The sequence below is a fragment of the Vibrio sp. 2134-1 genome (genome assembly GCF_033339495.1).
Map to the genome: position 1 here is coordinate 59,806 of NZ_JAWOUS010000007.1, position 21,446 is coordinate 81,251.

General features: G+C 44.9%; 23 protein-coding genes. 17 read left to right on the forward strand and 6 right to left on the reverse strand.

Annotated features, from left to right (window positions below):
* Positions 1 to 83 precede the first annotated feature (83 nt).
* Positions 84 to 1,427 carry a sigma-54 interaction domain-containing protein gene (locus R7R78_RS10290; RefSeq protein WP_005382945.1) on the reverse strand — a complete coding sequence of 448 codons (1,344 nt, stop codon included), beginning with the start codon at positions 1,425 to 1,427 and terminating at the stop codon, positions 84 to 86.
* A gap of 436 nt (positions 1,428 to 1,863) precedes the next feature.
* Between R7R78_RS10290 and R7R78_RS10295 the strand changes: the two genes are divergently transcribed.
* From R7R78_RS10295 to R7R78_RS10315, 5 genes are all read left to right on the forward strand, one after another.
* Entirely contained in the window at positions 1,864 to 2,415 is a 552-nt protein-coding gene (locus R7R78_RS10295; protein ID WP_005379174.1) for a BON domain-containing protein, read from the forward strand.
* A gap of 45 nt (positions 2,416 to 2,460) precedes the next feature.
* A complete protein-coding gene (locus R7R78_RS10300; protein WP_005379177.1) occupies positions 2,461 to 2,637 on the forward strand; it encodes a DUF1328 family protein in 177 nt (58 codons plus the stop codon).
* Positions 2,638 to 2,645: 8 nt separating this feature from the next.
* Positions 2,646 to 2,843, forward strand: coding sequence for a hypothetical protein (locus R7R78_RS10305; RefSeq protein ID WP_017821108.1), 198 nt, complete (start codon positions 2,646 to 2,648; stop codon positions 2,841 to 2,843).
* A gap of 104 nt (positions 2,844 to 2,947) precedes the next feature.
* Positions 2,948 to 3,379, forward strand: a complete 432-nt coding sequence (locus R7R78_RS10310) for a hemerythrin domain-containing protein (protein WP_017821107.1) — start codon at positions 2,948 to 2,950, stop codon at positions 3,377 to 3,379.
* Positions 3,380 to 3,523: 144 nt separating this feature from the next.
* The gene (locus R7R78_RS10315; protein ID WP_213867098.1) at positions 3,524 to 5,188 is read left to right on the forward strand and encodes a diacylglycerol kinase family protein; all 1,665 of its coding nucleotides are present in this window, start codon (positions 3,524 to 3,526) and stop codon (positions 5,186 to 5,188) included.
* Between the two features lie 201 nt (positions 5,189 to 5,389).
* On the opposite strand, the gene R7R78_RS10320 is transcribed toward R7R78_RS10315, so the two are convergent.
* Both R7R78_RS10320 and R7R78_RS10325 read right to left on the reverse strand, forming a co-directional pair.
* A complete protein-coding gene (locus R7R78_RS10320; protein ID WP_005379193.1) occupies positions 5,390 to 5,788 on the reverse strand; it encodes a hypothetical protein in 399 nt (132 codons plus the stop codon).
* Between the two features lie 148 nt (positions 5,789 to 5,936).
* On the reverse strand, positions 5,937 to 6,374 hold the full coding sequence (locus tag R7R78_RS10325) for a DUF2383 domain-containing protein (protein ID WP_005379194.1): 438 nt from the start codon (positions 6,372 to 6,374) through the stop codon (positions 5,937 to 5,939).
* Positions 6,375 to 6,735: 361 nt separating this feature from the next.
* Here R7R78_RS10325 and R7R78_RS10330 point away from each other — a divergent pair, with 361 nt between their 5' ends.
* Genes R7R78_RS10330 through R7R78_RS10345 form a run of 4 tightly spaced genes read left to right on the forward strand, consistent with a single transcriptional unit; the run spans position 6,736 to position 8,977 of the window.
* A complete protein-coding gene (locus R7R78_RS10330; RefSeq protein ID WP_005379196.1) occupies positions 6,736 to 6,984 on the forward strand; it encodes a hypothetical protein in 249 nt (82 codons plus the stop codon).
* Positions 6,985 to 7,032: 48 nt separating this feature from the next.
* Positions 7,033 to 7,545 carry a hypothetical protein gene (locus R7R78_RS10335; protein ID WP_167415589.1) on the forward strand — a complete coding sequence of 171 codons (513 nt, stop codon included), beginning with the start codon at positions 7,033 to 7,035 and terminating at the stop codon, positions 7,543 to 7,545.
* Positions 7,535 to 7,861 carry a hypothetical protein gene (locus R7R78_RS10340; RefSeq protein WP_086046426.1) on the forward strand — a complete coding sequence of 109 codons (327 nt, stop codon included), beginning with the start codon at positions 7,535 to 7,537 and terminating at the stop codon, positions 7,859 to 7,861. The genes R7R78_RS10335 and R7R78_RS10340 overlap by 11 nt, the downstream gene beginning before the upstream one ends.
* 45 nt (positions 7,862 to 7,906) lie before the next feature.
* The gene (locus R7R78_RS10345; protein WP_064368889.1) at positions 7,907 to 8,977 is read left to right on the forward strand and encodes an AI-2E family transporter; all 1,071 of its coding nucleotides are present in this window, start codon (positions 7,907 to 7,909) and stop codon (positions 8,975 to 8,977) included.
* An 18-nt stretch (positions 8,978 to 8,995) separates the two neighbouring features.
* Here R7R78_RS10345 and R7R78_RS10350 read toward each other — a convergent pair whose 3' ends face one another.
* Positions 8,996 to 11,443, reverse strand: a complete 2,448-nt coding sequence (locus R7R78_RS10350; RefSeq protein ID WP_225473500.1) for an EAL domain-containing protein — start codon at positions 11,441 to 11,443, stop codon at positions 8,996 to 8,998.
* 194 nt (positions 11,444 to 11,637) lie between these two features.
* On the reverse strand, positions 11,638 to 12,543 hold the full coding sequence (locus R7R78_RS10355; RefSeq protein ID WP_225473502.1) for a DMT family transporter: 906 nt from the start codon (positions 12,541 to 12,543) through the stop codon (positions 11,638 to 11,640).
* Between the two features lie 168 nt (positions 12,544 to 12,711).
* Here R7R78_RS10355 and rmuC point away from each other — a divergent pair, with 168 nt between their 5' ends.
* From rmuC to tatC, 7 genes are all read left to right on the forward strand, one after another.
* Positions 12,712 to 14,244 carry a DNA recombination protein RmuC gene (gene rmuC, locus R7R78_RS10360; RefSeq protein ID WP_033905890.1) on the forward strand — a complete coding sequence of 511 codons (1,533 nt, stop codon included), beginning with the start codon at positions 12,712 to 12,714 and terminating at the stop codon, positions 14,242 to 14,244.
* Between the two features lie 77 nt (positions 14,245 to 14,321).
* Positions 14,322 to 15,101 (forward strand): bifunctional demethylmenaquinone methyltransferase/2-methoxy-6-polyprenyl-1,4-benzoquinol methylase UbiE, encoded by a 780-nt coding sequence (gene ubiE, locus R7R78_RS10365; RefSeq protein ID WP_005379210.1) that lies wholly within the window; start codon positions 14,322 to 14,324, stop codon positions 15,099 to 15,101.
* A gap of 11 nt (positions 15,102 to 15,112) precedes the next feature.
* On the forward strand, positions 15,113 to 15,748 hold the full coding sequence (locus R7R78_RS10370; RefSeq protein WP_054702493.1) for an SCP2 domain-containing protein: 636 nt from the start codon (positions 15,113 to 15,115) through the stop codon (positions 15,746 to 15,748).
* Positions 15,745 to 17,379, forward strand: a complete 1,635-nt coding sequence (gene ubiB, locus R7R78_RS10375; RefSeq protein ID WP_005379226.1) for a ubiquinone biosynthesis regulatory protein kinase UbiB — start codon at positions 15,745 to 15,747, stop codon at positions 17,377 to 17,379. The genes R7R78_RS10370 and ubiB overlap by 4 nt, the downstream gene beginning before the upstream one ends.
* Before the next feature lie 52 nt (positions 17,380 to 17,431).
* Complete coding sequence (gene tatA / locus R7R78_RS10380) at positions 17,432 to 17,677, forward strand: Sec-independent protein translocase subunit TatA (protein WP_005382958.1); 246 nt, start codon at positions 17,432 to 17,434, stop codon at positions 17,675 to 17,677.
* A gap of 3 nt (positions 17,678 to 17,680) precedes the next feature.
* Positions 17,681 to 18,079, forward strand: coding sequence for a Sec-independent protein translocase protein TatB (gene tatB / locus R7R78_RS10385; RefSeq protein WP_033905892.1), 399 nt, complete (start codon positions 17,681 to 17,683; stop codon positions 18,077 to 18,079).
* A gap of 68 nt (positions 18,080 to 18,147) precedes the next feature.
* Positions 18,148 to 18,900, forward strand: coding sequence for a twin-arginine translocase subunit TatC (tatC, locus tag R7R78_RS10390; RefSeq protein WP_005379234.1), 753 nt, complete (start codon positions 18,148 to 18,150; stop codon positions 18,898 to 18,900).
* A 462-nt stretch (positions 18,901 to 19,362) separates the two neighbouring features.
* On the opposite strand, the gene R7R78_RS10395 is transcribed toward tatC, so the two are convergent.
* Positions 19,363 to 20,124, reverse strand: coding sequence for a TatD family hydrolase (locus tag R7R78_RS10395; RefSeq protein WP_154204922.1), 762 nt, complete (start codon positions 20,122 to 20,124; stop codon positions 19,363 to 19,365).
* Positions 20,125 to 20,308: 184 nt separating this feature from the next.
* Between R7R78_RS10395 and hemB the strand changes: the two genes are divergently transcribed.
* Positions 20,309 to 21,370: a porphobilinogen synthase gene (gene hemB / locus R7R78_RS10400; RefSeq protein WP_225473548.1), complete on the forward strand. Its 1,062-nt coding sequence runs from the start codon at positions 20,309 to 20,311 to the stop codon at positions 21,368 to 21,370.
* Positions 21,371 to 21,446 lie beyond the last annotated feature (76 nt).

Here is a 21,446-nt window from a genome sequence, read left to right on the forward strand (position 1 = left end):
AACGCAGCCTAACTGCATAAAAGATAAGATACAAAAAGAGCACTGAGTTTTATTCAGTACTCTTTTTGTATTCCCATAGCGAGTTACTCGTCTTGATACTTTTCGAGTTTGTTATAGAGCGTTTTCACGCTAATGCCTAACTCCTGCGCTGATTCCGTTTTATTGCCTTGATTCTCTTCAAGGGTATTGAGAATGGCGGCTTTTTCTAGCTCTTCTAGTGAAACGCCCGCCGGAACAAGGTCTTCGATGCTGGTGCCTGTTTCCAATGGTGGTGTGTCGAAGATCAGGTGTTCATCTCGGATGGTGTCATCAGCCAAAATAAATGCACGCTCGATCGTGTGTTTGAGCTCACGGACATTACCTGGCCAGTCGTGTGCAGCGATTTTTTGGATCGCAGAGTCAAGAATCGTTTTGGTTTTTGCCTCATTGGCGTTGCGGTGTGCAATAAAGTGCTTGGCCAGACCGACGATATCACCGCCTCGTTCTCGCAGTGGCGGTATCGTTAATGGGAAATGCGATAACCGGAAAAACAGATCTTCACGCAGGAACTGCTCCTCAATGGCGATTTTAGGATCACGGTTTGTAGCAGCAATGATGCGAGTATTAGCGATATGAACCGTATTACTGCCAACTGGGCGATACTCTCCGGTTTCTAGCACCCGTAATAGCTTCACTTGATGCTCGATAGGCATCTCGGTGATTTCATCTAAAAATAGGGTGCCGCCCTCTGCCTGCTTAAATACACCTTGGTGAGTTTTATTTGCTCCGGTAAAAGCGCCTTTCTCATGGCCAAACAGTTCACTATCAACCAATTCAGGGCTAATGGCACCACAGTTAATCGCTATAAAGGGCTGTTGTTTACGCTCACTCGCTAAGTGGATGGTCTGCGCCACCAGTTCTTTGCCTGATCCACTTTCACCGACAATAAGGACGTTGGCTTCTGTTTTAGCAACGCGCCTGATCATACGATAGAGCTGATGCATCGGAGAGGAAGAGCCGACCAAAAGACCAAATTGGTCAAGATCGCTGGTGGACACTTTACGCCCTTGATCTTGTTTGTGTTGATAGTACTGGCTGACTTCGCTCAGGGTGTCCGTCAGAATGGCAATATCAACGGGCTTTCTGTAGTGAAAAATAGCACCCAAGTTCATCAGCTTATCCAAGTTCTCGTTTGGAGCGCCTGAGCTAATGATGATCAAGTCCATATCGTAGATGTCTTCGATATTAGAAAGACGTTGATAATCTGCACTAGTAAAGTGGGCGACTTCAACAATCGCAACTTCCGGTTTGAGTTGTAGGAAATCTTCAATCCATTGGTCTGCGGCATCGATGTCATGCAGACGAAATTTGTTCAGTTCCTGGCAAGAAGCGATGGCATTTTTAAGTGATGGATCTTGTATTCTTAGAAACAGGCTTGGCATCGACATAGAAATGTCCTCTTTACTATGACAGAAACAATGTACGTGGATTATTCTCACTTCACAAGACAAAATATTGTCAGCATAGATTTAAGGATTTGTTCGGTATTTTTATGTTGTTAGCCCCTTTTTGATATATATCGGTGAGAGCCATCAGTAGATATTTCCTTTTGTTCAGATTTTTATTTTTTAAATAATAATTTTGCTATTAATTGATTCTGGAGAAATAGCCTTTCTGTTTTATCAGGTTATTTAGGCACAAGTGACGGAGGCTTTATCACCGATTAAAAATTACATTTTTTACGTGTAAATAATTCATGCTTATACTTTATTGCTCATCTCATTTTTACCTCTTTCCTTTATTAGTCAATTAAAAACAATGAGTTATAAAGTTGGCACATGGTTTGCTCCTAGGGAAGTGCAACGTCAATAAAGGAGAATTACCATGAATAACATCGCAGCTAAAATTGTACTTACGTCAGTTCTTGCTACTTCATCTACAGCAGTCTTAGCGAGTGATAAATGGGAAAAAGAATCCATGGACGCTTGGCTAGATGGTAAAGCTGAAACCACACTACTGCTAAACAGCAATCTCAACTCTTTTGATATCAATACCGATGTAGAGAATCAGGTCGTTACCCTTTCTGGTTCGGTAAACAATGATCTTGAAAAATCACTTGCCGAAGAGCTTGTTACTGGTCTTGATGGTGTGAAAAAAGTAAACAACGAATTGTCAGTAGTGAATGAAGGCAAGAAAGAAACTGATTCAGAAGCTTTAGCTACACTGACCGATTCTAAAATCACGACTATAGTTAAAACGCGCCTACTAATGGATACCAATGTGAGTGGTACGGATATTGATGTAACGACAGAACGCAAAACGGTAACGTTGGCAGGTAAAGTTAATTCAGATGCGGAGCATGATCTTGCAATTTCAATTGCAAATAACACCAATGACGTAAATAAGGTGATTGATAAGCTAGAAGTGGTTCAATAATAGCGAGCCGAGTGATTTAACCCACTTTTATTAGGAGGTAACACTATGGTTCGTTGGATGTTTATTTTTCTGGCACTGGCACTAATTTCTGCACTATTAGGCTTTACCGGTATTGCAGGAGCTGCTGCCTCTATCGCGCAAGTGATATTTTACCTATTCCTATTGTCATTAATTGTATCAATAGTGATTGTTCTGCTGGGAAGAAAAAACGTAAATAGATAGGAGATTCCATGCGACTTACGTCATTTGTTTACCGTATCGCCGCAGTATTCGGTTTGGTGTTTGCGTTGGCAGCTTGTAGTGAAGAAGGGCCAATGGAACAGGCCGGCAAAAAGATAGATGAAGCCGCCGAAGAAACCCAAAATGCGATTGAAGATGAATGTGAAAACATTAAAGAAAATCTAAACGCTGAAGACCAAGACTGTTAGCCGAATCAGGTTAGGTTTTTTACGCATAGCTATGTAAGAGAGGGGCGGTCAATAACCGCCCTTCCTTTTGTCCCAATTGTTTACAATCAGATAAGGAGTCAAAGATGAAAAACATATTTGATGTACTGAAAGAGAGTCATGAAAAGCAACGCCTTTTACTCGATGCTCTGATGGAAACGTCTGGAGATTCCCCCGCTCGTGAAGAGTTTTATCACAACCTTAAAGAGGAACTCGAACAGCACGCAGCGGCAGAAGAGCGGTTTTTCTACGCGCCTTTAATAGATAGTGATAAGACCATTGATCTCACTCGCCATGGCATCGCAGAGCATCATGAAATTGATAAAGTGATTGCACAGCTTGATGCAACCGATATGAGCTCGCCAGCGTGGCTCAACCTAATGAAAACCTTGCGTCACAAAGTGTTGCACCATCTTGAGGAAGAAGAGCAGCGTTTCTTCCAGTTAGCCGGTAAGGTAATGACCGATAAGCAGAAAATGAAACTAGCGGATGGTTATGTTGAAGAGATGGTAAGCTAGGTAGAGTGTTGGACCTTTTCGTGCCATTTCGGCACGGGAAGGCACTCAATCAAGGCGTTTACTAAAGTTCATGTATCCAAGCTCAATCCCCCGCGTATTCTAACTTCCACTAAAAAGTGCACTCGCTGAAGGCAAGGAGAGCGAATGTTTATCATCAAATATTATATTCTTGGCGCTCTGATCAGTTTATTGGCCGCTATCTATACGCCTCAAATTATCGTTAGTTTGCTGTTCTTATGGATATCGCTTTCTTTAGCGTTGGTCAGCGTAGCCTACGTATTCGACATTCCCTCTATTTTTAGAAAAAACCAAGATGGCAAGATTGTCAGGTGGATTCGCTGGGCATTCATCCCATTTCTATTGGGGGCTAGAGCGTATAACGCCTGGGAAAGACGGCGTGATACAGTGCCTCCAATCCAAAAAGTCAGCGACAATTTATACCTATCTCGCCGTTTGTTTCAGAGTGACTTAGATTTTCTCGAATCCAATGAAATCTCTTGTATTGTCGATGTCACCGCAGAATTTGCAGGCCTTGAAAGTGCGATGACCGACAAGCAGTTTCATTACCTTTCGATTCCGGTACTCGACCACAAAGCCCCAACGCTAGAGCGCCTTCGCCATGCGATTAACTGGATTGATACTCAAATCTCGTGCTCGCGGGCAGTGGTTGTGCATTGTGCGTTAGGGCGTGGTCGTTCAGTGTTTGTTGTGGCGGCGTATTTACTGAGCAAAGACCCGTCACTGACGGTTGAATCCGTGATGAAAAAAATCAATGACGTACGCAGTACCGCGAGATTGAATAAATTACAGATTAGAACGTTACGAGCGATCAGTGAAAAAGGCGTACTAGGGCTGGATCAATCCACTTGGATGGTGGTTAACCCTGTTGCAGGTGGCGGAAAATGGGAGGAAAACGAACAGCACCTGATTCGTGAACTAACCAAAAAATATCGCTTGAGTATTCATCAAACCACCACAAACCTCAGCGCCGAGCAGCTAACACAACAGGCAAAAGAAAGTGGAGCTAAGCAAATCATCGTAGCTGGTGGCGATGGCACAGTAACAGAGGTGGCGAGCCAATTGGTGGATAACGACCTAAAACTCGGTATTGTTCCGCTCGGAACTGCCAATGCGTTATGTCATGTGCTCTATGGCGTTGGCGCAAAATTCTCACCGGTCGAAAAAGCGTGTGAAGCGTTGCTTGGCGGACACTGCCAACGTATTGATACTGCGGAATGTAATCAGCGGCTTATTTTATTGGTCTTAGGCATTGGGCTAGAACAGAAAATGATCGAGCACGCTCAGCGAGAAGAGAAAAATGTTTTTGGACAACTCGCTTACCTCACCGGCTTTTTTAATGCTGTAGTGGCGGAAGAAACGCAAGCTTTAACCGTATCGTTAGACGCTCCAACTGAAGATGGAAACCACGACAATAATACACAAACGCTTGAAGTCCATAGTTTTGTCGTTGCGAATATCGCTCCATTTAGTACGTTGCTTGCCCAAGGTGGTGATGCGCCGCAGCCTGATGATGGCAAGCTGCATATCACATATTTAGATAACACCGAGTCTTTAGGCGGACGTCTTATCGCCTTGTCGGATCTGACATTAACGAGCGTAGGTGCACAGGAAGAATCGACACATTTTCAATACGCGACGGCTCAGAGCGTCACTATTTCTGCGAATAAACCGATTGAGTATGTGATTGATGGTGAACTGTATTCTGATGAGCAACTAGCAATCAAGCTGCGTCCAAAGTCATTGAACGTATTTGTTCCAAGCCAGAGACGTAAATCAGCTTCGCTTTAACACTGTAATCCGCGGATAACGCGCCATTTGCTTCGTATTCTACATGGCGCTTTTTCTGTGTTGTTTGATGATTTGGTGTGCGTCGTAAAAAGGCTATTAAGGTCGCTGCGTAGATGCAGCGGCTTTTGTCTATCTGCACCTTTTTATTAGGTTGATTGGGGATGAGGGTTAAACAAAGTGAAGAAAGAAGGGCGAGTATAATTACTCACCCTGAGGTAAGTGCTTTTCAATTTCATCGTTTTCAACTTGTAAAGCAGCTAACCAATAAGAAACAAGTGCGGTTAAGTTGGTGTCGTCAATGGCTCTAAGCAGGGCTTTTAAATCATCTAACAGTAATTTATTCATAAAATGCATTTCTTTGTAATTACCTAGCTCGGCAACGCCGTATTCGGTGGCATTTTCTGCAATGAACTGTTCACCATCTTGGTCGAAAAACAGCTTCGCCATCTTTTTGATCATCACTTTTTCTATTTTCACGAATCGATATGCCGCTCTTGCGAGTGTCATATGTGATTGCGGGTTAACGAGAGGCAAACACGTTTGGCGATGGTGTGTCATTTTTACGAGTAGCTCCCTTACTCGATTGTTATCCAATGTCATAGTGACCTCTTTATTTATGACTATTGTCGTGGGACATTTCTCGTGATGGTTATGTTAATGCGCCTGTGGGCTTGTCAGAAATGGCCAAAGCAAGTTGGCCATTTCTTTGATCAATACCGAGCTTTATTGCAAAGGCGACCACCAAGTTTTAGCTAATAAGGCTGATGCTGCTGAGTTTTTCTTTGCAGCTTTTTATATCGCTACGAACTTTCAGCAGAACCGAGTTATCCGCCTGCTCTGGGTGGGAAGTAATCAAATTCTCAATCTCTTTGAGTACCTTGCTTTCGACACCTTCAAGCTGTTCTAAATACATTGACTCTTTGTCAGAGGACACTTCCTTCATCACGTCGCTGTAAACCTCACGCGCCTTGATGGTGTAGGAAACCGGAGTGTCGTCGGCAGATTCTTCATTGTTACTTGCTAGAGAGTAGGGAGTGAGCTCAATGACTGCACGCTCACGTACTCTGAGCAGTTCTACCAACACATTATTCAAAGAAGTGTTGTCGATGTTCTCGATGGCCTTGTTGTAAATTTCATTTCCGCTTTCGATAAGCTCAATGATTGAGGCGATGTTTTCATTTTTCATATGCCACTCCTTATTTACTGGTGATAGGGGTGTTTGAGCGTATGGAATACAAACACGATGTTTCGTCTTCAGTTGCAGGTTGTATGCCAATGAACTTTAAGTCTTATTAATCAGTGGCTTAATGTCTTGTTTTGCAATAACTTGCTAACAGTCGGTAAGGCGCTAAGAAAAAATTACAAGAATGGCGGGGAAAGCCTGGAAAGAATTACACGTACAGATACGGCTTTTTATCGAAACAAAAATAAAACCAATAAAAAACAATACCTTAAAATTCTGGCATGGATATGGCTTTGTAGGCAGTAAGTGAGGTCAAACATTGTTTCACTTGATTCACTACTCAACTCATTAATGGAGGCTAGTTATGGCTACTACAAAAGAAAGCACAGTAAAACCTCAAGAGCAGTTAGAAGAAGCATATCACTTAGCGGAGCAAGCCACGACGGAAGCTGTTGGCGCGATGAAAGACCAAGCCAAAGAGAAGCTGGATGTCGGTGCACAGCAAGTTCAGCAGGCGACCAAGTCGGCAGAAAATGTAATCAAGGAGCGCCCATTGCTGAGCATAGGCTGTGCCTTCCTTGCTGGTTGGGCGGTTTCGAAGCTGATCAAATAATAGTGGTCACCAAGGATTAAGCCACACAACAGAAAGGCGAGGCTTCACATGAATAACTCAGGGCAAGTTACCAATCAGCAACCAGGCTCGGCGGCTTCAGACAGCGGCCGAGCCCCTGATGGGGCAGAAGAACAGGATATCCAACAAACCATTAATGGTTTGAGCAGCATTCTTGCGCAATTGGACCAACTGACGAAATCGCTAAAAGTATGGTCAGGTTCAACGTTGGATTTGTTCCTCTTGGAGATGAAAGTTAACGTGTCCGCAGTGCGTCAGATTTTGCTGTGTACCGTTGTTTTTACTCTATTGTCGGTATTGTTCGTATTCAGTTTGTGCCTTGCCTCTGGGGTGGTGGCTTATCAGTTAACTGCCAACGTGTATGTTGCCGTGGGTGTATTTATCACATCATTAGGCTTGGCATTATTTGCTTTAGCCTGGTGGCAGAAGCGTTTAGTTGGATTTCTTGGATTCAAAAATACGACAGAACAATTACAGGAGGGGTGGGATGCGCTCGCTACAAAAGCTCAATCGAGCCATGCGGATCAAGCGGATGGAAGGTAAAGCGTCTCTAGAGCAATGCTGTTTGTCGATGGAAATGTTCACGTTTACCACCAAGAAGTTTGTGAGAGAAAACCCTTGGACGACATTAGGCATTAGTGCTGTCGTTGCCGTTACCGCAGCAAAAGCAGGTCGATTGTCTCGACTGACTTCTTCTATTTCGTCAATGGGGCTATTGGTTAGCAGCGTGTCTGATATTACCGATTCGCTCACAAAGCCGGTCGCGGCAGCTTCTCTGGATGAGTCAGGTGCGGAGCAAAATGGAAATGCAGCAACACAAGTAAGCAACGCTGCGACGACAGAGGGCGAACCACTCTAATAGCGGATTTCACCGCAAAATTTTCTTACCGATTCTGAGCTTATTATGACAGCGAAATTGAACATTCCTGCCAACACTGCGATTGGTGCAACGCTTCTCGTCCTGTTACTCGTCCCAGGGCTGTATTTTGCCAAGCCAATATTGTTACCTATTGTGCTTAGCACCTTTATTTCTCTGCTGTGCAGCCCTTTCATTAATTATCTTGAAGACAAAGGTTTACCACGTGCTATTACCGTCGTGTTGACGCTGTCATTCCTCGTTGGCGCCTCAATTATTGGTCTTGCCGCCATGTCGGAGCCCGCCAAGCAATGGTGGTCTGAGCTGCCCAGTATCGTGAAAAATGTGTCGCAAGAAGTGAGTGAAGTGACTAAAGCTTCGGCTGATCACCTTAATACTCCATTGAATATCGCCAACGATATGAGCATGGATGAGGTCGGGAACAACACCGTATTTTCTTTGGTAAAAACGCTCGCGACCACTACGCCGACGATTTTGACACAAGCGATGATCGTGCTGTTTATGGTTTACTTTATGCTCAATCATGGACGAAGCTTATTTCGAAAGTCAGTGTCTTACTTACATGGGTTCGCCAAACAGCGCCAAGCGATTGAGTTGGTCAAAGCGCTACAGAAAGACCTATCTCGATACATTGGCACCATCACTTTAGTGAATGCGGGGTTGGGGTTGAGTGTCGGGGCCGTGTTTTTTGTTCTAGGCCTTGAAGATCCATTTCTATGGGGCGCATTTGCAGGCGTGATGAATTTTGCGCCGTACCTCGGCCCTGTCATATCCATGGTGAGCTTTGGCTTTGTTGCTTATCTTCAGTTGGAGTCGGTCAGTTTTATGCTGACGGTGGTGTCTATCTATTTACTGCTCAATTTGATTGAAAGTCAGTTTGTTACACCAACACTATTGGGGAAAAGGTTTAACTTAAACCCGTTAGTGATTTTTGTTTGGCTTGTTTTTTGGGGCTGGCTTTGGGGCGGAATGGGACTATTGATCGGTGTGCCGTTGCTGGTTTGTATCAATATTTTGGTTGATCGCCTAGAGCTGTGCCAATCAGCCCAAAATCAAGCAAAGCAAATCACCTCCGCGGACGTGGCACCGCGAGAGTGACTTGAGGAGCAAGCTGGTTCAATGAAACAGTTTTTCAGCGCTCACTGGCTGACTAAATAAATATCCCTGACCATAAATACAGCCTTTTTCGAATAAATAATCGGCTTGTTCCCGAGTTTCTATCCCTTCCGCGACGACTTTCAACGACAGCGTTTTTCCCATGGCAATAATGGCATTCACAATCGCGTTGCTGTCGCTATTACTTGGGACATCACTGACAAATGAGCGGTCAATTTTCAGTTTGTTGATTGGCAAACCTTTCAAGTAAGACAAAGACGAATAGCCAGTTCCAAAGTCATCCAGAGAAATCTCAATACCCAGTTCTCGTAATTGATTTAACGATGCAATGGCTTGTTGAGGGTCGATCAGTAAAAAGCTCTCTGTGATCTCCAAATCTAACCGTTGGGCAGGGTATCCGGTGTTATCGAGGATAGTACTTAATCGCTGAATGAAATTTGACTGCTGAAGCTGCAACGCAGAAACATTGACGGCGATTTTGCCAAACTCGATGCCTTGGTCCAGCCAAGCATTACCTTGCAAACAAGCTTGTTGTAACACCCACTCACCAATACTTTGAATCAGCCCTGTTTTTTCTGCAATTGGAATAAAGTCTGCTGGTGGTACAAGGCCAAACTCTGGATGCTGCCAGCGTAATAAAGCTTCCACGCCGACAATCGAATTTTGTTCCAAGTTGTATTGCGGTTGGAATTCTAACCGGAGTTGTTGTTTTTCTATTGCTTGATGCAAAGCGGATTGAATGCGTACATGGGATACGGATTTATCGGTCAAATCCGGTGAGTAAAACGCGTAGCCGTTGCGTCCATTTTTCTTCGCTAAGTACATCGCGGTGTCTGCGTTTTTCAGTAAGGTTTCACTGTCTTGACCGTCTCTTGGGTACAAGGCAATACCAATACTGGTCGAGACACGAAGTGAGTCGTGGTTTGCCAAGTCGAATGGTTGCTGGAATACGCTTAGAATATCGCCGACGGTTTCCAGTAAGGCAACATCACTATGGATGTCTGGCAAAATAATCACAAATTCATCGCCGCCAATGCGAGCCACATGCGCATTGAGGTGAAGCACATCTTGCAGACGAATCGCTAACTTAGACAGCAATTGGTCACCACAGAAGTGGCCCATACTATCGTTGATGTGTTTGAAATGGTCGATATCTAAGAATAGGGTGGCAAACGTCTGCTGGTTTTTGTGTCCGGTTTCGATGTGTTGCTCGAGTAAGCTGAGTAAATGGGTGCGATTAGGTAGATTGGTTAATGGATCGTAAAAAGCCATGCGCTGCAGCTTTTCTTCGTGTGCCTTACGCACAGAGATATCTTCAAACACACAAATGTAGTTAATAAGGTGGTTTTTATCGTCCATTACGGCGCTAATGGTCGCTAATTGCGGATAAATGCTGCCATCTTTCTTTCTGTTGATGAATTCGCCTTTCCATTGGCCTTTGTTTTCGAGTTGATGCCACAACTGTTGATAGAAACCTTGATCATGATGACCTGAGCGCAGAATTCGTGGGTTTTTTCCTATCACCTCTTCAGAGCGGTAACCTGTAATTTGGGTAAAAGCCGTGTTTACATCAATGATGTTGGCATTGCGGTCTGTAATGACCATGCCTTCTTGCGAATTGTTGAAAATTTGGGACGCTAAGGAGAGCTGCGTTTCTACCATTTTTCGGCGGGTGATGTTACGTGTCATCCCCAGAATGCCGATTAAGTTTCCCGCATGATCACGGACAGGAGACTTAATGGTTTCTAGCCAAGTGGGGTTATTGTTTTCATCAATTTGACGGCATTCTTCAACAATATTTTGCGTGCCCGTGGCTACCACCAATTTATCGGCATCAATGAATTTTTCCGCACGTTCATGGCTAAACAGAGCAAAATCGTCTTTTCCAATGATTTCACTGTTGGTTTTTTGCCACGCATTTTCTACGCTTCGGTTGGTCATCGAATAAAGACCATCCATGCCTTTTATCCATACGTGGTCTTCAAGGCAGTCGATAAACTCTTGTAGTGTTGGTGTTGGCTTTATTTCCGCGCTTTGATGTCGCGTTTGTTCTTGCGGACAGTGCAAGTTGATATCAAAGCTGATCCGCCCCGCCATTGCGCTTAGCCATGCCGAAACAACTGTTGATTGATCATTAGGGTGAGTCAGTGTCAGTACGGCAAGCAATTCGCCATTTGGTAGCCAAATCGGTCCTATGCTCAAGGTTTGCTCTTCAAAGGGGGTATGGCTAACTGTAAAATCTGTCGGCGTAAAGTGATCGACAACTTGCGTTATCACATCGACGATAGCACGATGATTTTGGGTTGAGGTGGACACCTCAGTCGATAGCCACTGCTGAGTATCGCTCAGAGTATAAAGCTGTCCCTGAGCTTGAGTTACATCACAGCATTGTCGCAGAACGTGTTGCCAGTCTGCCATCAAAGGCGAAGGAATAGCGAAGCGAAACATAATTAATAACGAGTCCTAAATCGCCCAAAGGTAATTATATTAGAATCTAGCGTAAGCTATTGGGCTTTGTGAGTATCGTATCCAACGCGTAGCTAAATCCTAGCAGCGTAAAGTGCTTTCTATCATTAAAATGTTATCTATATCTCTTTTTTATCCAACTTATTGCATCGTTTTTTAGGGCTTTTGATAGGTGATTAAGAAGCGTTTACCGCTTTGGTTTTCTTGCCCCATGAGACTTGCTGAATGACTAAGCCACTGATGATCAATACCAGGCCAATCAAGGTTGAAGGATGAATTTCTTCGCCGATGATGGTAGCTAACAACATGAGTGAGATAAATGGAGAAGCAAAGATCAGATTACTGATACGCGCGGTGTTTTGCGTTGATTTGAGTGCGCTCAGCCACAAAACGAAAGTGATCCCCATTTCAAACAATCCGACATACGTCACCGCTGCCCAGCCTTTAATTGAGATTGCCTGCAAGCTCGCACCTTCATAAAGACTTAAACCAATGGCGAATGGAATAGCGACCAAAAAGCCGAGCAGAACGCCAACCACAGGGTCGGCCTTATTTTTGGTATTTAAAATCCAGTAACCGGCCCACAGCAGCGTTGATAGCAGCGCAAGACCAACACCCAACGGGCTCTCAAATTCCATGCCTAAAAGATTGCCTTGTGTGGCAATCACTATCACGCCGACATAACTAAAACCACAAGCTAGCCAGTCCTTACCACGGATCTTTTGTCCTAAGAAAACAGCAGCCATTAGCGTTAAGGTGATGGCCCAGCTGTAGTTGATCGCTTGAGCCTGAGATGCGGGCAGCAAGTCATATGCTTTGAACAGAATAACGTAATACGCCAAAGGGTTAATCAACCCAAGCAGTAGGTAATACCAAGGGTTTGAGAAAAATGTAGCGCTTAGCTGGCCCAGTTTACCTTGCACACCACAGATTACTGTTAGCGCAATCGCAGAGATGATGCTGGCAATACATAGCATTTGAATCGGCGTAAATTCTGCCAACGTGAGTTTAAATGCGGTTGCAACGGTAGACCAAAGTAATACTGCTGAGAGCCCAAATCCTAGGGCGCGACGCTCGTTCATGATGCCTCTGCGTGATGATGTGCCGCTCGGTTTGGATAATTTGAGCGGAAGAAAGAATATTATAGGAAGGCCTAGTGTATGCGAGGATTTTTCATCCAACAAACTGGACATTTATCCAGTGTCTAAATACCATTGTTATAGATACAAAACACAGGCTAACTCGCTATTATGCAATGGATTCTTGAGTACCAATCTCTCATTCTCTCTTCTCTTTGTGCTGCCACGCTTAGTGGTGTCGCTGCCGGTTGGTGGGTGAAACAGCGTTTTATCACCCAAACTCAGCTTCTCGAGCAACAACTTTTTTCAGAAAAACAGCTTCATCAACAGCAACTTGAACAGGTCAAGCAAAGCCTTGCCGATGCCCAGCAAGAGTTGGATGAATTAGATGATGAGCGCGATAAAGCCGCGTTTGAAGTACGCCAAACACATGGAAAGCTGATGGCAGCAATGGAAAAACTGCGTTACTTCGAGGCTGTAAAGCAAGAGCGCCAGCAATACTTTGATGAGCTTGGTCAGATGCGTGAACACAAATCACGTCTAGAAACGCAGCTGCGTGAACAGCAAGCTCGCCATGAGCAAATTAACCAAGCTAATGCCGAAAAACTGCAAATTTTAGAACAAGCGGAAGCACGCTTGAAACAACAATTTGAGCACTTGGCCAACCAATTGTTTGAAGAAAAAACCGCGAAGGTCGATTTGCAAAACCGTCAGAGTTTAGAAGGCTTGTTGTCACCGCTTAGAGAACAGTTAGAAGGGTTCAAAAAGCACGTTAATGACAGCTTTAGCCAAGAAGCTAAAGAGCGCCATACCCTAGTGCATGAGCTGAAAAACCTGCAACGTTTGAACGAGCAAATGACGCGCGAAGCGGTTAATTTGACCCAAGCGTTGAAAGGGGACAACAAACAGCAAGGTAACTGGGGCGAAGTGGTGCTCGCTAGGGTACTTGCCGAATCTGGCTTGCGTGAAGGGCACGAATATCAGACTCAGGTGAACTTACAAAATGAAGCAGGCAAGCGTTACCAACCTGATGTCATTGTTCATCTCCCACAAAACAAACAAGTGGTTGTGGATTCTAAAATGGCGCTGGTTGCCTATGAGCGCTACTTCAACGCCGAAACTGATGCTGAGCGCGATCAGGCTTTGAATGCGCACTTAGCTGCTCTACGTGCACATATCAAAGGGTTAAGCATGAAGGACTACCACAAACTCAAAGGTATTCAGAGTTTGGACTATGTACTTATGTTTATTCCGGTTGAGCCGGCGTTCCAAGTCGCGATTCAAGCCGATCCGAGCTTGATTAAAGACGCGATGGAGCAAAACATCATTTTGGTGAGCCCAACAACGTTGCTGGTGGCATTGCGCACCATTGATAATCTATGGCGCAATGAACGCCAAAATGAAAACGCCAAAATGATTGCGCAGCGCGCGACAAAACTCTACGACAAATTACGATTGTTTGTGGACGACATGGAGGGGCTCGGCGGTGCGCTGGATAAGGCGAATCAAAGCTATCAAGGTGCGATGAACAAGCTTGCCACAGGGCGCGGAAATGTGATTCGCCAAGCCGAAAGCTTTAAACACTTGGGAGTTGAAATTAAACGACCGATTTCTTCCGACCTCGCGCAGTTAGCGCAGAGTGATGCATTTTCAGAAAATGACCCGTTAGTAGAAAGACATCCGGCTGAGGATAAAGTAAACTAATCGCCCGCAGTGCAGTGGGCGATTTTATTTGTCAACAAACGCCCCGTAGAGGAAAGCGCTGCCTAAGAGGAATTAGAATGACGGACACAAGTTTGCAATCCAATACAGCGTTAGAGAATGAAACCACTCACTTTGGTTTCTCTACAGTGGCAAAAGACGAAAAAGTGACTAAGGTTGCCGAAGTATTCCACTCCGTGGCAACAAAATACGACATCATGAATGACCTGATGTCAGGTGGTATTCACCGCCTTTGGAAGCGCTTCACTATCGATTGTAGTGGCGCTCGCCCTGGCCAACGTATTCTTGACCTAGGTGGTGGTACGGGGGATTTGACGGCGAAATTCTCGCGCATTGTTGGCGATGAAGGCCATGTCATCCTTGCCGATATCAATAACTCAATGCTTAACGTTGGTCGCGATAAACTGCGTGACAACGGTATTGTGGGTAACGTGCATTACGTTCAAGCCAACGCAGAAGAACTGCCGTTCCCAGATGATTATTTTGATGTCATCACCATCAGTTTTTGTTTGCGTAATGTGACTGACAAAGACAAAGCGCTTCGTTCAATGTTCCGCGTACTGAAGCCTGGCGGCCGTCTATTGGTGTTGGAATTTTCAAAACCAGTGCTAGAGCCGTTATCGAAAGTATACGACGCATATTCATTCCACTTGTTGCCGAGAATCGGTGAGCTAGTTGCGAATGACTCAGAGAGTTACCGCTACCTAGCGGAGTCAATCCGTATGCATCCAGACCAAGAAACGCTGGAAGGCATGATGCAAGACGCAGGTTTTGAAAACACCAAATACTACAACTTAACTGGTGGTATTGTGGCTTTGCATCGCGGTTATAAATTCTAAGGGTTAACGGCATGCCATTTGAACCACTTATCACCGCTGTGATTGAAACGTCACTGAATACTCTGATCAAAGACGACCCTGAATTGGGCCGTCGTTTAGCACGTCTAAAAGGTCAAGTTATTCAAGTTCACCTGAAAGAGATCAATAAAACACTGACGTTCGTTTTTAGTCAGCAAATTGATGTGCTCGGTCATTACGAAGGACAGCCAAACTGCTACTTATCGCTCAACTTGAGCGTGTTGCCAGAGCTGCGTGACCAGGCCAACATCACTCGCCTTATTAAACAAGATAAACTTGAGCTTGAAGGCGATATTCAATTGGCGCAGAAATTCTCTCAGTTGATGGTGGATTGCAAGCCAGATGTTGAAGAGTGGTTGTCTCGCGTAACTGGCGATGTCGCCGCACATACCTTTGTACAAGGTTCAAAAAACATCGGCAACTTTCTTGCGTCTCAAGCAGAAAAACACCAGCGTCATCTTGCGCAAGTAGTGACTGAAGAATGGAAACTGGCTCCCGCTCCGTTAGAAGTGGCCTATTTCTGCGACCAAGTTGATGAGGTTCGCAGCCAGGCTTCTCGCATTGAAGCTCGTTTAACGGCTTTGCTGAATAAGCTGGATGCAGATAAGCCTGCATTGGAGAAACCATGACGCCAGCAGAACTAAAGCGCTTATACCACATCGCCAAAGTACAACTGGAATACGGCTTAGATGAGCTGCTTCCCGATCACCAACTGACCAAAGCGCCGCTTTTACTGCGCAAAAGCTTGTTTTGGATTAAGAACAAGCACCCAGAAAAACCACTCGGTGAACGTCTGCGTTTAGCACTGCAAGAGCTGGGGCCGGTTTGGATTAAGTTCGGTCAGATGATGTCGACGCGCCGTGACTTATTTCCTCCGCATATCGCTGATCCCCTAGCTTTACTTCAAGACCAAGTCGCGCCTTTTGATGGCGAGTTGGCAAAAAAGCAGATGGAGCAAGCATTAGGTGGTCCGTTAGAAAAATGGTTTACCGAGTTTGATATCAAACCACTGGCGTCTGCGTCGATTGCTCAGGTACATACTGCGCGCATAAAAGACACTAACCAAGAAGTGGTATTAAAGGTTATCCGCCCAGATATTCGCCCAGTCATTGATTCAGATCTAAAACTGATGCACCGAATGGCGCGTATAGTCGCCGGAGCGATGCCTGAAGCACGTCGTTTAAAACCAGTTGAAGTCGTGCGTGAGTACGAGAAAACCCTGCTTGATGAACTCGACTTGCGACGTGAGGCGGCGAATGCCATTCAGTTGCGCCGCAACTTTGAGGGCAGCGAAGAATTGTATGTTCCTGAAGTTTTTCCCGACTTCAGTAATGAAACTGTCATGGTTTCTGAGCGAATATATGGCATTCAAGTCTCTGATATTGAAGGCTTGAAAGCAAATGGCACCAATATGAAATTGCTCGCGGAACGCGGTGTGAGTGTGTTCTTCACTCAGGTGTTCCGAGACAGCTTTTTCCATGCCGATATGCATCCGGGTAATGTGTTCGTCAAACCCGAACATCCAGAAAACCCAATGTGGATAGGGCTAGATTGCGGAATCGTTGGTACACTTAATAGCGAAGACAAGCGTTATCTGGCGGAAAACTTCCTGGCGTTTTTCAATCGTGACTACCGCCGAGTGGCTGAGTTACATGTGGATTCAGGGTGGGTGCCTGCGGATACCAATGTCGATGAGTTTGAGTTCGCGATTCGCATTGTGTGTGAGCCTATTTTTGCTAAGCCATTGTGCGAAATCTCCTTTGGTCATGTGTTGTTGAATTTGTTCAATACGGCACGTCGATTCAATATGGAGGTTCAGCCACAGCTTGTACTGTTGCAAAAAACGCTGTTGTACGTGGAAGGGCTTGGTAGGCAGCTATATCCTCAACTTGATTTGTGGGAGACCGCAAAACCATTCCTGGAGGAATGGATGATGAATCAAGTTGGGCCACAAGCTCTAGTGAATGCGATTAAAGACCGCGCACCATTTTGGGCAGAGAAATTACCTGAACTTCCAGAGCTACTTTACGATAGCCTGAAACAAGGTAAAGCGATGAATCAACGTATGGATCAGCTTTATCAAGGGTATCGCCAGAGCAAGCGCCAGCAGGCGACAGGAAAGTTTTTGTTTGGCGTTGGCGCGACTTTAGTCGTATGCTCGGCAATATTGGTGAACGATGCTTTTGAGCAGCTTTCGTTGGCCTGCGGTATCGCAGGTGTCACATTTTGGCTGCTTAGTTGGCGAGCTTATCGTCAATAGACGTTAAACTCTTGAAATATTTTTGTTTGTTTAAAGACCCGAGGTAAAGAGAATGGGTGGTATCAGTGTTTGGCAACTTCTAATCATTGCTGTAATTGTTGTATTGCTATTCGGAACAAAGAAACTACGCGGTATCGGTGGCGATCTGGGTGGTGCCGTTAAGGGCTTCAAAAAAGCGATGAGCGAAGATGAACCTGCAAAAAATGACAAAGACGCAGACTTCGAACCAAAAAGTCTAGAAGAGCAGCAGAAAAAAGAAGCTGCTCCTGAAACGAAAAAAGACAAAGAGCAGGCGTAAAACGTGTTTGATATCGGTTTTTGGGAACTGGTATTAATATCTGTTGTTGGTCTGGTCGTTCTTGGGCCGGAGCGTTTGCCTCATGCTATTCGCAGCGTGTCTCGCTTTATCGGTGCCGCTAAGAGTATGGCAAATAGCGTCAAAGACGAATTGTCACACGAGCTGAAAGTCCAAGAGCTGCAAGAAAACTTGCGCAAAGCAGAACAAATGGGGATGGATGATTTGTCCCCTGAGTTGAAATCTTCAGTTGAAGAGTTGAAGAAGGCAGCGCAATCTGTAAATCGTCCTTACGCAAAGAACACCGATTCAGAGGCTGAGCCTGTAAAAACAGAGCCAGCAGCAGAAAAGGTAGAGAAAGCGCAAGAGAGCAAGGTTACAGCGGCAGATAAGAAAGCCGAATAGTCTCATTAGGAGGAGCTACTAGTGATTGGTAGCTCCTTTTTGATCTGGTTTTTAATAAGAGGTTTGCCATGTCTACCGTCGAGCAGACACAACCTTTAATTAGTCATTTGTTGGAGCTTCGCAACCGACTACTGCGCTCAATCCTCGCAGTGTTGGTCGTGTTTGTCGGACTAATTTATTTCTCTAACCACATTTACGAGTTTGTTTCCGCACCTTTAGTAGAACGTCTACCTGAAGGCGCGACCATGATTGCTACGGATGTAGCGTCACCTTTTTTTACGCCACTTAAGCTGACGTTAATTGCTTCGGTATTTATTGCGGTACCGTTTATCTTGTATCAAGTGTGGGCATTTGTAGCGCCAGGTTTGTACAAGCATGAACGTCGATTGATTATGCCGTTGCTGTTTTCCAGCTCACTGCTGTTTTATTGCGGTGTGGCATTTGCGTATTTTGTGGTGTTTCCACTAGTGTTTGGCTTCTTTACTGCTATCTCATTGGGTGGTGTAGAGTTTGCGACCGACATTTCTAGCTATCTCGACTTTGTGCTGGCGCTATTTATGGCGTTTGGTATCGCATTTGAGGTGCCTGTTGCGATTATTTTGTTGTGTTGGACTGGGGCCACTACACCAGAAGATTTAAGACAGAAACGTCCTTATATTATAGTGGCTGCGTTTGTCGTAGGTATGGTGTTAACGCCACCAGACATGATCTCGCAAACCTTACTCGCTATTCCGATGTGTTTACTGTTTGAAGTCGGTTTGTTCTTCGCGCGTTTTTATACTCGTCGAAGCGAAGAAGTAGAAGCGGAAACCGAAGAATAAGGCTAATCTAGATGTGAAAAGCGGCTCAATTGAGCCGCTTTTTTTTTTGCGGTTGGTTTTTTCTTGGGCTAATTACTTAACTTTCATGACGTAACCACATTTTGTGCATACGTATACTTCCTTGATGCCCAGCAGCTTTTGAAAAAAACTGCGCGGTACGCGTTGTAAGTAAGCACCATGTGTACACACTTCAACTTCCATATTCATGCTGTTTTACATTTGTGCTAATTAATGGGCGTAAATCAGTATAGAAAAATAATGTGTCGAGTTGTCGACAGTTTTGCAAAGCGGACGAAGTAAAGTGACGATATGAGAAGTAAGTAGAGTTGCTAGTTAATTATTATGTTTATCAATAATTTTGTATGGATTGTTCTACTATTTCAACGGGTTGAATCGTTCATTCAATAGTTTAGGTGATAAAAAAGCGACGTTGATTTCGTCGCTTTTTTCAATTCTCGTGAATTAAATATTAAACAGCGTTTTGGCATTCTCAGTCGTTATGGCATCGATGGTTGCGATGTCGACATCACGCAAGTCGGCAACACGTTGTGCAACGAGAGAAGTGTAGGCTGGTTCATTACGTTTACCACGGTGTGGCACCGGCGCTAAATATGGACAGTCGGTTTCTAAAATGACCCACTGCATATCCAAATGTGGAATGACTTTATCCATCCCGCCATTCTTAAAGGTTGATACGCCACCTAAGCCTAAGTGGAAGCCTAGCTCATTGATTGCTTGCGCTTCTTCTAAGCTGCCTCCAAAACAGTGGAATACACCACGCAGACGACCATCTTGCTCTTGTCGCAGCAAAGTGAGTGTTTCTTCAATCGAATCACGAGTGTGGATAACGACCGGTAAATCCATCTCTTTTGCCCAGTTAAGTTGAGCTACGAACGCCATTTCTTGCTCAGCGCGATAGGTTTTGTCCCAATACAGGTCGATACCAATTTCGCCCACCGCAATAAACTTGTGTTTCTCAAACCAGCCGCGGATGACTTCCAATGTTTGCTCAACGTTGTTATCCACATAGCAAGGATGGAGTCCCATCATTGAGTGGCACACGTCTGGATACGCCGCTTCGGTTTGTAGCATGGGCTCAATCGAGTCCAGATCGATGTTTGGCAACAGGATTTTATTAATGCCTTGCGTTAAGGCGCGTTGTACTACTTCATCGCGGTCGTTATCAAATTCGCTAGCATAGATGTGCGCGTGGGTATCGATCATCGTTACTCTCTGTGCTTCATGGTTGGTTTCGTATTCGAAGTATACTTGAGTGTGAGTGCTGGGTCATTTTCAGTTTTTTTCATTACCTTTTTCCAGATTGTCACTCGCAACATGCATCAAGAGTGATATGATTTTGTTCACCAGATGATTTGATCATCATAACCGTCCAGACAAGGAGAAAATGGTGTCTGTATCAATTCAAGGTCCATTCCCTGCACGCCGTATGCGTCGTTTACGTAAGCACGATTTTAGTCGTCGTTTGATGGCTGAGAACCAACTTTCTGTTAATGATCTGATTTACCCAATGTTCATTCTTATGGGTAAAGATCGTCGTGAGAGCGTGGAGTCCATGCCGGGTGTAGAGCGTTTGTCGATTGATTTAATGCTAGAAGAAGCACAATACCTTGCAAATCTAGGCGTTCCAGCAATCGCGCTTTTCCCTGTCGTAAACCAAGACGCTAAAAGCTTATGTGCTACTGAAGCCTACAACCCAGAAGGTTTGGTTCAGCGAGCAGTACGAGCGCTTAAAGAACACATTCCTCAAATTGGTGTAATCACAGACGTGGCACTTGACCCATTCACGACACATGGCCAAGACGGCATCATCGATGAAGATGGCTACGTAATGAATGATGAAACCACAGAAGTATTGGTTAAGCAGGCTTTGTCTCATGCAGAAGCGGGAGCTGACGTAGTCGCGCCTTCAGACATGATGGATGGCCGAATTGGTAAGATCCGCGAAGCATTAGAAAGCGCGGGCTACATTCATACTCAAATCATGGCTTACTCGGCTAAGTACGCATCGAACTACTACGGACCATTCCGTGATGCGGTTGGCTCTTCTTCAAATCTAAAAGGCGGCAACAAGAAAAACTACCAAATGGACCCAGCAAACATTGATGAAGCGATTCACGAAGTGGCGCTAGACATCAATGAAGGTGCGGACATGGTGATGGTTAAACCTGGTATGCCATACTTAGATGTAGTTCGCCGAGTAAAAACTGAACTTCAAGTACCGACATTTGCTTATCAAGTCTCTGGCGAGTACGCGATGCATAAAGCGGCGATCATGAATGGCTGGCTCAAAGAGCGTGAAATTGTGATGGAATCACTATTGTGCTTCAAACGTGCAGGTGCAGATGGCATCTTAACGTACTTTGCGAAAGACGTTGCTGAGTGGTTGGCAGAAGAGAATGCACAAACTGCTCAACACCTAAATCGTACTCCGGAAGCGACAGAAGAGTAATTATCGCTCAGTGAGAAATACCAGACCAACAAGAGTTGTTCGTCTGTATATACCCAAGTAACCTCAGGCGGATTAC

Bases quoted from the DNA above. Each gene is read 5' to 3' on its own strand.
- R7R78_RS10290 (WP_005382945.1), bottom strand. From the start codon at position 1,427: ATGTCGATGCCAAGCCTGTTTCTAAGAATACAAGATCCATCACTTAAA.
- R7R78_RS10295 (WP_005379174.1), top strand. From the start codon at position 1,864: ATGAATAACATCGCAGCTAAAATTGTACTTACGTCAGTTCTTGCTACT.
- R7R78_RS10300 (WP_005379177.1), top strand. From the start codon at position 2,461: ATGGTTCGTTGGATGTTTATTTTTCTGGCACTGGCACTAATTTCTGCA.
- R7R78_RS10305 (WP_017821108.1), top strand. From the start codon at position 2,646: ATGCGACTTACGTCATTTGTTTACCGTATCGCCGCAGTATTCGGTTTG.
- R7R78_RS10310 (WP_017821107.1), top strand. From the start codon at position 2,948: ATGAAAAACATATTTGATGTACTGAAAGAGAGTCATGAAAAGCAACGC.
- R7R78_RS10315 (WP_213867098.1), top strand. From the start codon at position 3,524: ATGTTTATCATCAAATATTATATTCTTGGCGCTCTGATCAGTTTATTG.
- R7R78_RS10320 (WP_005379193.1), bottom strand. From the start codon at position 5,788: ATGACATTGGATAACAATCGAGTAAGGGAGCTACTCGTAAAAATGACA.
- R7R78_RS10325 (WP_005379194.1), bottom strand. From the start codon at position 6,374: ATGAAAAATGAAAACATCGCCTCAATCATTGAGCTTATCGAAAGCGGA.
- R7R78_RS10330 (WP_005379196.1), top strand. From the start codon at position 6,736: ATGGCTACTACAAAAGAAAGCACAGTAAAACCTCAAGAGCAGTTAGAA.
- R7R78_RS10335 (WP_167415589.1), top strand. From the start codon at position 7,033: ATGAATAACTCAGGGCAAGTTACCAATCAGCAACCAGGCTCGGCGGCT.
- R7R78_RS10340 (WP_086046426.1), top strand. From the start codon at position 7,535: ATGGAAGGTAAAGCGTCTCTAGAGCAATGCTGTTTGTCGATGGAAATG.
- R7R78_RS10345 (WP_064368889.1), top strand. From the start codon at position 7,907: ATGACAGCGAAATTGAACATTCCTGCCAACACTGCGATTGGTGCAACG.
- R7R78_RS10350 (WP_225473500.1), bottom strand. From the start codon at position 11,443: ATGTTTCGCTTCGCTATTCCTTCGCCTTTGATGGCAGACTGGCAACAC.
- R7R78_RS10355 (WP_225473502.1), bottom strand. From the start codon at position 12,543: ATGAACGAGCGTCGCGCCCTAGGATTTGGGCTCTCAGCAGTATTACTT.
- rmuC (WP_033905890.1), top strand. From the start codon at position 12,712: ATGCAATGGATTCTTGAGTACCAATCTCTCATTCTCTCTTCTCTTTGT.
- ubiE (WP_005379210.1), top strand. From the start codon at position 14,322: ATGACGGACACAAGTTTGCAATCCAATACAGCGTTAGAGAATGAAACC.
- R7R78_RS10370 (WP_054702493.1), top strand. From the start codon at position 15,113: ATGCCATTTGAACCACTTATCACCGCTGTGATTGAAACGTCACTGAAT.
- ubiB (WP_005379226.1), top strand. From the start codon at position 15,745: ATGACGCCAGCAGAACTAAAGCGCTTATACCACATCGCCAAAGTACAA.
- tatA (WP_005382958.1), top strand. From the start codon at position 17,432: ATGGGTGGTATCAGTGTTTGGCAACTTCTAATCATTGCTGTAATTGTT.
- tatC (WP_005379234.1), top strand. From the start codon at position 18,148: ATGTCTACCGTCGAGCAGACACAACCTTTAATTAGTCATTTGTTGGAG.
- R7R78_RS10395 (WP_154204922.1), bottom strand. From the start codon at position 20,124: ATGATCGATACCCACGCGCACATCTATGCTAGCGAATTTGATAACGAC.